This is a genomic window from Pirellulales bacterium, from assembly GCA_019636335.1.
Classification (GTDB): domain Bacteria; phylum Planctomycetota; class Planctomycetia; order Pirellulales; family JAEUIK01; genus JAHBXR01.
Map to the genome: position 1 here is coordinate 135087 of JAHBXR010000018.1, position 11787 is coordinate 146873.

At 62.0% G+C, this 11787-nt stretch carries 9 protein-coding genes; 2 read left to right on the forward strand and 7 right to left on the reverse strand.

The features are described 5' to 3' along the window. Positions 1-68: 68 nt before the first annotated feature. Positions 69-3734, reverse strand: coding sequence for a VCBS repeat-containing protein (locus tag KF708_17480; GenBank protein ID MBX3414482.1), 3666 nt, complete (start codon positions 3732-3734; stop codon positions 69-71). A 525-nt stretch (positions 3735-4259) separates the two neighbouring features. Continuing rightward, complete coding sequence (locus tag KF708_17485) at positions 4260-5621, reverse strand: Gfo/Idh/MocA family oxidoreductase (GenBank protein ID MBX3414483.1); 1362 nt, start codon at positions 5619-5621, stop codon at positions 4260-4262. A 197-nt stretch (positions 5622-5818) separates the two neighbouring features. On the opposite strand from KF708_17485, the gene ndk reads away from it, so the two are divergent. Both ndk and KF708_17495 read left to right on the forward strand, forming a co-directional pair. Continuing rightward, entirely contained in the window at positions 5819-6280 is a 462-nt protein-coding gene (gene ndk / locus KF708_17490) for a nucleoside-diphosphate kinase (protein ID MBX3414484.1), read from the forward strand. A 112-nt stretch (positions 6281-6392) separates the two neighbouring features. Beyond that, complete coding sequence (locus KF708_17495; protein ID MBX3414485.1) at positions 6393-7454, forward strand: SGNH/GDSL hydrolase family protein; 1062 nt, start codon at positions 6393-6395, stop codon at positions 7452-7454. 82 nt (positions 7455-7536) lie between these two features. On the opposite strand, the gene pyrF is transcribed toward KF708_17495, so the two are convergent. The 5 genes from pyrF to hisH all read right to left on the reverse strand — a co-directional run bounded on the left by pyrF (position 7537) and on the right by hisH (position 11309). Further along, the gene (gene pyrF, locus KF708_17500) at positions 7537-8559 is read right to left on the reverse strand and encodes an orotidine-5'-phosphate decarboxylase (protein MBX3414486.1); all 1023 of its coding nucleotides are present in this window, start codon (positions 8557-8559) and stop codon (positions 7537-7539) included. A 29-nt stretch (positions 8560-8588) separates the two neighbouring features. Continuing rightward, entirely contained in the window at positions 8589-8978 is a 390-nt protein-coding gene (acpS, locus tag KF708_17505) for a holo-ACP synthase (protein MBX3414487.1), read from the reverse strand. Between the two features lie 46 nt (positions 8979-9024). Continuing rightward, on the reverse strand, positions 9025-9603 hold the full coding sequence (locus KF708_17510; protein ID MBX3414488.1) for a hypothetical protein: 579 nt from the start codon (positions 9601-9603) through the stop codon (positions 9025-9027). 5 nt (positions 9604-9608) lie between these two features. Continuing rightward, entirely contained in the window at positions 9609-10583 is a 975-nt protein-coding gene (gene trpS, locus KF708_17515) for a tryptophan--tRNA ligase (GenBank protein ID MBX3414489.1), read from the reverse strand. Positions 10584-10700: 117 nt separating this feature from the next. Further along, positions 10701-11309: an imidazole glycerol phosphate synthase subunit HisH gene (gene hisH, locus KF708_17520; GenBank protein MBX3414490.1), complete on the reverse strand. Its 609-nt coding sequence runs from the start codon at positions 11307-11309 to the stop codon at positions 10701-10703. Positions 11310-11787 lie beyond the last annotated feature (478 nt).

An 11787-nucleotide genomic window follows, 5' to 3' on the forward strand; every position in this document is an offset into this window, starting at 1 on the left:
CGTGAGCAGCTTGGCTGCGAACCTGGCGAGGGGGAAGAATGCCACGAGGACATTCTTCCCAAGGGCTGCTAGGGGCCGAACGTGCTGGTTTCGACTTCAGGCGATTCGTGATCGTCGAGGATGTCTTGCATCAAGTTGTAGAGGAACCAGTCGAGATCAGTTCCGCCGCTGAGCAGGTCGTTCGATTCGTCGTCGAAGAGGGTGGCGCCGGGCACCAGGTAAGTACTGCCGTTTTTGCCGCCAGGCAATCCACTAAGATGAGCGATGCGCTCTTCGTAAAGATGTTCGGAGGTCCATTCTTTTTGCAGCGCGAGCAGCGCGGCGCCGTTGGCGTCGAAGGGGGTGGCATCGGCCACGAGGAGATCTTCGCCGACCCCGCCCTGCAGGGTGTCACTGCCCAGGCCGCCGATGAGCAGATCTCGACCGACGCCTCCAGAGAGTAGGTCGTCGCCGGCGCCGCCCGTGATGAGATCTTGCGATTCGGCTCCATCGCCGCCGCTGATGACGTCGTTGTCGCTTCCACCGTCGAGGCGGTCGTGGCCGTGGTTGCCGAAGATGGTATCGTCGCCGTCCTCGCCGAGGATGGAATCGGCGCGTCCTTCGAGGCCATCGCCACCGTCGCCGGTGATGTAGTCGTTCCCGGCGCCGCCGTAGATGGTGTCCTTGCCCCCTTCGGCGCCGTCGCCGGTGATCGTGTCATCGCCGGCTCCGCCGAAGATCAAGTCGTTTCCTTCAGCGCCGTCGCCCTGGGCTCCCACGAATTCGCCGTGGAGGATGTCTGCCGCGTCTCCCCCGATGATCGTGTCGTGGTGGCGGCCACCTTCGAGCGTGGCGGGAATCGTACTGAGCGCCGCGGCATTCAGCACGTCGTTGCCGCCGTTCCCCTTGGCGATGGCGCGCCCGGTGATACCGCTAAAAGTTTCGATCATGCTGGCCGGCGCGCCGGCCAACTGCAGCACGCGCACCTCGACCGTGTCGGATGCTGTCTGGTGGAATTCGACGGTGTCGTTGGCATCCGTTCCTTCGAATACGACATCCGTGCCGACTTTGTCCAGGTGATAGACATGAATGGTGTGAGTTGAAATCTCGCTCGTACCGCCATCCTTGTCGGTCGCACGCACGCGAATTTTTCTTGAGCCGGCCGTGGCAAATAAGTGGCTGACGATCGTACCACTGGGGCCCACGATCGTTTCGTCGATCGTGCCGTTGCCATCCCAGTCGATTTCGAACGTGAAGTCGGCAGCTTGATCGATCGACGAAACATCCGTGGCGGTCAGGGTAAAATCCAGCAGGTTAAGAATCTCGCTGAGCGAGTCACTAGCGATCGTTGCCTCGGGGGCAACGTTTTCCAGCGTTACTTGCCGGAACCCATAGGTGATCGCGCCACTGGTGTGTGTGATGCGCAGGCCGATCGGATAGGTACCGTTGTCGCCCGGGGCAAAGTTGACGATCGCACCCGTGGCATCGTCGTATTGGCCGTCGTTGTCCAGATCCCACGCGATCGCGCTGATCGCCGACGTGCTCGAAGAGACGTCGAGCACGATCGTATCGTCTTCATTCGACGTGCTCGGCATGGTGATCTTGAATCCAACCGACAGGTTCTCGCGCCAATAGATCCAGTCCGCTGTCGTGGTCAGAATGTCGAGATCACCATCGCCGTCGAAATCGCCGAGACTATTTAATTCGACCGAGTAAGGCGGGCGAACTTCGACCCACGTGGCGCCTTGATTCTCATACCAGTAGCCGTTCAACGAGGAACTGTCGGTGAGCACGTCTAGGTCGCCGTCCAGATCGTAGTCGGCAAGTACGACGCTAATTCCGTTGGTGTAATTGGTGTTTATTACAACTTTTGTGAACACGCCCGTCCCGTTGTTACGCCACCAGGCGATATCGTTGTCACTAGTGACTGCGGCAATGAGATCGATGTCGCCATCGTTGTCGATATCGCCTGCATCGAGTCCGCTGACACCATTCGCATCGGCGGGCTGGTCGATTTCGATCGATGTGCTGAAAGCATTGGAGCCGTTGTTCGGAAACCAGCGAAACGTATCACTGGAGAGCGCCGTGATGGCAATGTCATTATGCTGATCGCCATTCAAGTCGGCGATGATCGCGGAGCGCGGGTCAGATACACCAGTGAGGAGGACACGCTCCTCGCTGAAGGTGGCATCGCCCAGGTTCTCGAACCAGGAGAACCAACCACCGTTGCCAGTGGGATTCCTGAAGGCGATGACCAAGTCGTCGTCGCCATCTTGATCGATATCGCCACTCACGACGCGCTGGATTCTGCTGCCGGCGGGAAGCAAGACCGCCGCGGCGGCGAACTGGTGGTTGCCGAGATTCTCGAACCAGGAAATCGATTCGTCCTGGCCGACGACCAGAACGTCGAGATCGTCGTCGCCATCGAGATCCGCGAGGACTGGCCCTGCTAACGACGATAATGCGGCTGAACTGAGGAGATGGCGTTCGAATCGGTCGGCGCCTGTGTTTCGGTACCAGGCGAGGCCCCCCGTCCCGTTGTAGGCGGCAACGATTTCGTCCCGACCGTCACCGTCGAGATCGCCGGTGGCCATTGCTCCCAGCGCCGATTGACTAAGGCCGGTCAGGACTTGAAGCTCCTCGAAATGGTTCGTGCCGTCATTGAGATAAGAGGTGAGCTCCGCTGGCGACGTCCGGCTTACCCAGTCACGATCGCCGTCATCATCCAGATCAGCCTGTGCGTAGGCGAGAGAGGCGACTTGGGGATCAAGCGAAGCATTCGCTTGGATCGTCCCACCCACGAGCTCGAAAAAGTCGATGTCTAAGGTTGATGCGTCGTGGACTACCGCAACTTCAAGCTCGTCGTCGTTGTCGAAGTCGGCGGCGTAGGCCAGAGGATACTTGCTGGTATTGTCGTTTTCGATGAAATTTGGCCGCTCCCAAAAGACGCCTGCTTCGCTGAACGTGCCGGTTCCGTTGTTACTCAACCAGCGAATGCGTGGGCGATACGTGTAGTGCAGTTGCATACCCACGTAGAAGTAGCTCTCTATCGCGTCGGCCGTCAACAGGTCGAGATCGCCGTCTCCGTCGAGATCGGCGAACTGCCGCTCCAAGGAAGCGCTGGAGCCATTGAATACAGTCAATTCCGAACCGAAGACGCCCGTGCCATTATTGCGCCGCCAGAACATGGTATAGGCGACGGAGCCCGTGTAAGTGATATCGAGATCGCCGTCATGATCGAGGTCGACGAATTCTACATTCGCGAAGTGAATCTGTAGCGCGGAACTTGAGATGTTGAACGTCAGAAGCTGATTTCCAAAATTTCCCTGACCGTCATTCTTGTACCACACCACTCGCGAGAGCAGCGCACTCGACGTCGTTCCGGTATGGCAGGCCACGTCGAGATCCAGATCGCCATCGAGATCGACCAGGAAGCTGTTGCCGATCAATCTCAAGTCGGAGGTGGAGTTGGGGTTGCCAGGGATCGAGAATTTGTTGATGAATTTTTCTGGAGAGAAGTTTCCTGCTCCGTCGTTCTCGAACCAGGAGATCCGATTCAAGTCGGAGAAAGCGGCCACGATATCTAGATCGCCGTCACCATCCAGATCGCCAATCGAGACAGAATTGCCCGTGACTTGACTCGTGTTCGACGGAAGGGGCGAAAGATATTGATTCGGTACGGCAGGAAACAGCCCCGATCCGTCGTTGGCGTACCAGGCCAGTTTGCCTTGTAGATCATCTGCGGCAGTAACCATGTCGACATCGCCGTCGCCATCCAGATCGCCAAAGGCGAGTGTCGGTGTAGGCGTCGCGGCTTGCGATGAGGCACTCGCGACGATGTGCGAACCACCGGCGATCGATGGCCACGTTATTGTAAGCAGTAGCCGACCTTCGAGAGGCTCGACCGCATACGCCGACTGACCAATTGCCGAGCTGGCAAAACTCGTTCGCAAGGATCGTTTGCGGTGGTTTTTCCAGGTCGAGCAACGCGCGGAAAACGAGAACACGATGATTCCCCCCCATCCTTCGTCTGCGCAACGCAACTACGGCTCGCCAATATTGCGGCAAGTACAGCCGGGCCACGAAAGAGGAGGCCCGGCGGCGTCCCCCATGCTCGCTTTCGGCCGATGAAATCCTGTCCCCCCGGATTGTAGGAAATACCCCCTTCGTGTTGCAAAGGAATTTCGTCCACGTCGATATCGCCGAATCTCTTTCGAGGCTCGTGCAGCGATGTTCCACGCGAAATCGAACTGCGCGACATGTTGTGAAGCAAATAAGAGCTACCCCACCGGCGTACCCCAGTGGCTGCGGTAGTGGCGACCGACGAGGGCGTTGGCCTCGGCGTCTTCGCTTTGTCCGTCGTGCGAGAGAAACCGCTCTGCTTGCGGATCGAAGCGCAGCGATCGTTCTAGTCGCGTCGCGATGTTGCCCAGATGGCAGAGCGTGGTCGAGAGGTGGCCGATTTCGATTTCGGCGTTGAGTTTCTCCTTGCCGCGAATCGACTCGACGAAGTTCAACGTGTGGCGGACTTCGTTCTGCGGTTCGCTTTCCAGCCCGAGGTCGACGCGGCGATTCTTCTCGTCGAGCAATTCGACCTTGCCGCGGCGGCTGATGAACATCTGCCCGCCGGGGCCATAGAATTCGACGCCGCTGTCGGTGTTGTGCGGATAGTTGGTGGACCAGAGTCGTTGTTCGTAGACGAGTATTTTGCGATCCCCCGCGCCGTCGTGCCCTTCGTACTCGAAGGCCACCTGTTGCGTATCGGGAAATTGTTGATCGTCGTCGATGAGGAAGCGTCCGCCGATGGCCGAGACGCGCGAGGGATGCGTTGTCACGCCGAGCCCCCAGCGACCGTAGTCGATGTCGTGGACGCCGTCGTTGCCCATGTCGCCGGTGCCGAAGTCGTACCACCACTTCCACGAGCCGTGGTGACGGTTGGCCTGAAAGTCGACGAACGGTGCGGGCCCGATCCAGGTGTCATAGTCGAAACCGGCCGGCGGAGCGCTGGGCTGCGCGCGGCCGATGGGACCGCGCCGCTGGACGTTCCAGACCTTGGCCATGAGCACCGGGCCGATCGCTCCCTCGCGCATCCGCTGGATGGCGCTGGCGATCATCGACGTGCTGCGGACCTGGGTGCCGTGCTGCACATGGACGTTGTTGCGACGTGCGGCCTCGACCAGCAAGCGCCCCTCGCGAATGTTGTGCGAGCAGGGCTTCTCGCAATAGACGTGTTTGCCCGCGTCGCAGGCCAGGATCGAGGCGGGGGCGTGCCAGTGATCGGGGGTGGCCACAAGTACCGCGATTACGTCTTTATCGTCGAGTACCTGGCGCAGATCACCCACTTGCCGGATGCCCGAGCTACCCAACTCGCTGGCGGCCTGCTTGCGGCGGGCCTCGTCGGGATCGCAGACGTAGCGGAATTCGACGCCCGGCTTTTCGGCCAGCAGTTTGGCCACGTGCGTGCCGCGCCCGCCGCAGCCGATCAATCCCATCACGACGCGGTCATTCGCACCGGCAGCAGCGGGCATCGAGATGGCCGATGCCGCCACGGCCCCCACCGCCGCCTGTTGGAGAAACGAGCGACGATCCGCAGCAAGTGGCGTTGGCCCCTTGCGCGACAAGCCAGCGGGATTCATCGACATAGAAAAAACTCCCTTTGTCAGATCGCACAATTGCGGATCGCGCCCCTCGCTTACGGACCCCTGCCCACGGACTCAATCGTAGTGTCCTGCGTCGCGTGGGAGCAAGCAAATCGCGGCTCCCCCCGCCTTGAAGCCTTGGCGGGGCGTGGCCTACAATTCCCGCTCCAAGTATTGAAATGACAAGGAGATCGATTGCCATGGAACGAACGCTGATTCTGTTCAAGCCCGACTGTGTGGAACGCCGCCTCGTGGGCCGGGTCTTGTCCCGCTTCGAGGATAAGGGGTTGAACGTGGTGGCGATGAAGCTGATGAAGGTCACGCCCGAGTTGGCCAAGCAGCACTATGCCGAGCACGTCACGAAGCCGTTCTACCCGGCGCTCGAGGGGTTCATCACCGGGGGCCCGATCATTGCCGCCGTGCTCGAGGGGCTGGAAGTGATCCGCGTCGTGCGTGACATGCTGGGAGCCACGAGCGGCTTGAAGGCGGCCGCGGGCACGATTCGCGGCGATTTCAGTTCGAGCCGCCAGATGAATCTGGTGCATGCCTCGGACGGCCCCGAAGCGGCGCAGCGCGAGATCGCCCTGTACTTCCAGCCGAGCGAGATCGTCGAGAGCAAGCCGTCGATCACTCCCTGGCTCCGCGCCAGCGACGAAGGCTAGCAGGTCGGCTCGCGATGGAACACTTGACGGCGTCGGCAGCTTTCTGCCGGTGCCGTTTTGCCTGTCGTGTAGCGCGCCGGCGAATTAAACTGGCGCGTGGGAGAACCTGCGCGTGGCCGTGTTCGTTGTCTTTGCCCTGCCCCTGGCGTTGGCCCTCGTCGCCTGTCTCGTGCTGCGTGTGGCCGTGCGCCGTTTTCGCGCCAGCACAGGTTGGGTAAGCGGCGCCTGGCTCGTGCTCGGCAATGCCCTGGTGCTCGTCATGCTGCTGGCGGCGCTGTTCGTCGTGGCCGAGAGCTACTACCGCTGGATCTACGACACGACCGAAGGTCCTGATCTCAGCCGTGCCTCGCAAGAATGGTTTCGACGCCACTACCAGTCGAACAACGGCGGATTTCGCGACAATATCGATTACGCCATGCAGCCGGCGGCTGGGAGGCGGCGCGTGTCGTTCGTCGGCGATTCGTTCACGGCCGGGCATGGCGTGCCGGATGTCAACGATCGTTTTGCCAATCGCGTACGACGCAGTCTCGCGCCCGACGTGGAAGTGCATTGCCTGGCGATCAACGGTCTCGACACGGCGCACCAGGCCGACCTGCTCGAAGAGTTGTTTGCACAGGGCTACCGCACGGATCTGGTGGTGCTGGTCTACTGTGCGAATGACTTGTCCGACTTGATTCCTGACTTGCCGCGGCAGGGGAACACGGTCAAAGAACGTGTGGCGTCGCTGGGTGGGTTGCGGGAAAGCTACGCCCTCGACATGTGGCATTGCCGCTGGATCATGGCGACCGACCCCGACTCGCTGCGTTACTTTCCCGATCTGGCGGCCGCCTACGAAGGACCGCTCTGGGCGCAACAGCAGGATCGCGTGGGGCGATTGCGCGAAGTGTGCCGCGAACACGGGGCCGAACTCGCCATCGTGCTATTTCCGTTCATGCTGGAGATCGAAGGGACCTCGTTCGAGCCGGCTTACGACAAGGTGGTCGCGCTCGCGGCGGCCGAGGGAATTCCGCTGCTCGATCTGCGCGCGGTCTTCGCCAGATATCCCGAGGAGCCGTTGAATGTGAGTGCCGTCGATGCGCACCCGAACGCCCGCGCGAACGAGATTGCTGGAGTGGCCATCAGCGAGTGGTTGCGAACGAACTTGTTGACGCCCCGCGAACCGCCTGCGAAGTGACCTCGGTTGGCCGAACCGTGGGGACACGAATCACGCAAGTCGCGGCCGAGGGGCGGAGGTCGACGAGCCACGGTTGACAGGGCTACCGCGCGGCCGCCAGTTTTGAGGCGGAGGTCTCGGCGCGAAGTTGTGCGATCATGTCGAGCGTGGCCGCTTCGACCGCCTCTTGCCAGCGTGTGGCGCCGAAGCGCTCGGCGTAGGGCTTCTTGGCATGCGCAAAGATAATGCCGCGCGAATTGTTGACGATCGCGCCCAAGCCGTGCGCGTCGAAGCCGGCGGCGGTATCTCGCGCGGTGCCACCTTGCGCGCCGAAGCCAGGCACCAGGAACCACGCGTGGGGCATGGCCTCGCGTAGTTCGGCCAATTGTTCGGGATAGGTCGCGCCGACGACGGCGCCGACAGAGCCATAGCCACACTCGCCGGCCGCTTCCGCGGCGATGCGTTCGACGTGCGCCGCCACGTGGCGGTAGAGCGGCCGGCCATCGGCGATCAAATCCTGGAAGGTCGCGCCGCCGGGATTTGAAGTCTTGACCAGCACAAAGACGCCAGCGGCCCGCTCGCGCGCGGCCTGCACGAAGGGCTCGAGGCTGTCGTCTCCCAAGTACGGGCTCACCGTCAGGGCATCGGCCCGCCAGTCGATCGCGTCGAGCTCGTGCTCGTGGTCCTCGGCATCGCACGTCTCCGCATGCTCGAGCGCGGCCAGATCGGGAGGGGGGCTGAGCCACGCATCGGCGTAGGCCTCGGCCGTGCTGCCGATGTCGTTGCGCTTGCCATCGAGAATGACGAGCAGACCGGAATGGCGCGCGTAGTAGACTACTTCGGCCAGGGCCTGCATGCCCGGGGGACCGAGTTGCTCGAAGAAGGCGGCTTGCGGTTTGACGACCGCCACATGGGGTGCGACCACATCGATCACGCCGCGGCAGAATTCGCAGTAGGCGTAGGCCAGCGACTCGACGTCTTGCGGATGGCAGTCTTCGAGCAGGGGGGCGGGAAGCTGTTCGGCGCGCGGATCGAGCCCCACGAGGACGGGAGTTCCCTTCTGGCGGATGCCGTCCGCCAACCGATCGGAAAAGGATCGCACGCTCACCGCCGAAGTATCCGCCATGTCGTCTCCGAAATCTGTAGATCCGTCGTTTAGTCGTGTCCGAGCGCCAGGGCATAGGCTGTGGCATGACTGCGGCAGTGCGAGATACTGATCATGATCTCGCGAATGCCGGCGCGCTGACTCGCCTCGAGCGCCCCGCCGTGCAGCAATACCAGGGGACGGCCCCCCCCTTCGTTTTGAACCTCGACGTCGCGCCAGCCGATGCCGCGCACCCAACCGGTGCCCACTGCCTTCAGGATGGCTTCCTTCGCTGCCCAGCGGCCGGCAAAGTGCTGCGTCGACTGCTTGCGGCTCTGGCAGTATTTTAACTCGTGCGGCGTATAGACGCGGGTCAAGAAGAGCTCGCCGTGACGTTCGATCATCTGTGCGATGCGCAGACACTCGACGATATCGGTGCCAATTCCCAAGATCTTCGACATGGTCGCGGCGCTCACCAGAGGGGGCAATCGTTGGAAACGGCTATTGTCATCTCTCGCGAGGCGGTTCGTCTAGCGGCCTGGGCGAGTTTGTCGAGGCGATCCAGACGAGGAGCGCGGCGCCGCTGGCGACGAGCAAAGCGTCGACCAACCAACTGAGCCAGACCCCCACGCCGATGGCGACGGTGCTTCCCGGCATCTCGCGGCCGCGCCGAGCCTCGGAAGCGAGAAAATCGACAAAGCTTTCCGGCGCGCGGGAAGTTACTTGGGTGGCCAGTCCGGGAAACTTCGCCAGGGCCTCGACACGTCGCTCGGCGGCCTGTTGCAGGGTTTCGCGCGCGTGCCAGTAGGCGAAGTAGTGCTGCCCGACGACGGTGATGGTGGCGGCCATCAAAGCGCCAGTGAGCAAGACGTTTCGTCGCTCGATCTGGCACCATTTCGCCAGGGCGACGACTCCCACGCCCAGGGCCAGGCCGACGGCGAGCGGGAAGACGAGAAAGGGGGCCGTGTGCCGTTCGAGCGAGCAGGCGAGCCAGGCCACGGCCACGGCGTGCAACGCGCAACCGGCCAGCCAGGGCCAGAACTTGCCCGGTTGCCGCGCACGCTTTTCGGCCGGAGGCTCCGTCATGGCGATCAAGCAGAACCGCTGCGCAGACCGCAGGCATCCTTCGCGCGACGCAAGACGCCCCCGGCCTTCTGACGCGCGCGAGCGGCACCGTCTCCCAGGATCTCCCAGACCCGTTGGGGCTGCGCTGCCAGCTCGGCACGCCGGGCACGCGGCTCTGCGAAGAACTGATCGGCCTGATCGGCCAACGCCTTTTTTACGTCGCCATAGCCGAAGCCGCCGCGACGATACAGGGCGGCCATTGCGGAGCGATCCTCTTCCGAGGCGAAGAGACTGAAGAGCTGATAGAGATGATCTCCCTCGGGCTCCTTCGCCTCTTCCATGGGACGCGAGTCGGTCTGAATGCGCATGATCTTCTTGCGCAGCGCCTTCGGCTCGTCGAACATCTCGAGCGTGTTGTTGTAGCTCTTCGACATCTTCTCGCCGTCGGTGCCGGGCACTTTGGCCGAGGCCTCGAGAATCTTCGCCTGGGGCATCGTGAAGGTCTGCCCGAAGTGATGATTGAAGCTCTGAGCGAGATCGCGGCAGACCTCGATGTGTTGAATTTGGTCTTCGCCCACGGGTACCGTGTCGGCGTCGTAGGCCAGGATGTCGGCCGCCATCAGCACGGGATAGGTGAACAGCCCGGCGTCGGCGGGCAGGCCGCGGGCCTTCTTGTCTTTGTAGGCGTGGCAACGCTCGAGCAAACCGAGCGGGGCGCCGGTCATGAGCAACCAGCACAATTCGGAAACCTCGGGCACGTCCGATTGCAGGAAGAGCACCGCGCGATCGGGATCGAGGCCCAGCGCCAGCAGATCGAGCGCCAACTCGAAGGAGTAGCCAGCCAGGACATCGGCCTCGCGCACCGTGGTCAGCGCGTGCAGATTGGCGATGAAGTAGTAGGCCTCGTCGGCGTTCTGCAGCTCGATGTATTGGCGGATGGCGCCGAAGTAGTTGCCCCAGTGGGGACGACCTGTCGGCTGGATGCCGGAGAGTACACGCATGGCGGTTTGGCAGCTCACCTGGTTCGACAATCGCGCGCCGAGCGCTCCCTTGCACAGCGGCGGCCGATGAAGGGTACGCCAGAAGCCCGCGACCGTGCAAGCGGTGCGCTGGGCCGACTACTTCAACTCGGCAAAGTTGCGCAGGATTTGCAGACCGTCTGCCTGGCTCTTTTCCGGGTGGAACTGCGTGGCGTAGAGGTTGCCGCGCCAGATCATCGACGTGAACAGGCCGGCGTAGTCGGTCTCGGTGGCGATCATGCTGCGATCGCGCGGTACGACGTGATAGGAGTGGACGAAATAGGCGTAGGCCTGCTCGGGCAGTCCAGCCAGGATGGGAGCAGACCGGCGAACCAGTAGTTGGTTCCAGCCCATGTGAGGTACTTTGAACTCGTGCGGAACCTGAAAGCGGACGACTTCGCCCGGCAGGATGCCGAGCCCCTCGTGCTGGCCATCTTCGTAGCCCACCTCGAAGAGCATCTGCAGACCCAGGCAGATGCCAAGAAATGGCTTGCCCGCTTCGATCGTATCGCGCACTGCGACGACCAGGTCGCGGCGGCGCAGCTCGGCGATGGCATCGCCGAAGGCTCCCACGCCTGGCAGAATGACCTTGTCGGCCTGGGCGACTTGCCGCGGATCGTTCGTGATGGTGGCGGAATGGCCGACGCGCTCGAAGCCCTTCTGCACGCTCCGCAGGTTGCCCATCCCGTAGTCGATGATCGCAATCATGTCCGAAGACTCTCAGCCAACGGTCCCGCCTGCCGGTACAACGCACACCTGCCGAGGACACACGAGCAGGGCCGCGGTTCGCCGACGAAATGCGATTCTAATCGCGGCGAGATCGCCGAACAGGGGGAACGGGGTGCCGGCGCTGGGCGAAGGGGTGGATGGCACGGCTAATTTTCCGGAGCGGTGTTGCCAGATTTTGTAGGTCAGGTACACGCGTACCTGACAACATTCGACGTGGCCAACTCGAACAAGTGTCAGGTACGGGGTACCTGACCTTACGTGCTGGATGTCTCGAATCCTCTCAATCCTGTCCGTTCTCTGCGTGCCTCTGCGAAAATCTGCGGATCCATACCTGGGACTGAGTCGAAATGCCAAACGAATTGATCCACAGATGGACGCAGATTCACGCAGATTGGGAGGTGCTACCCATTACGAAGGGGTACTACTCGTTGTGACCGAGTGCTTGCGTCGTGTCGTC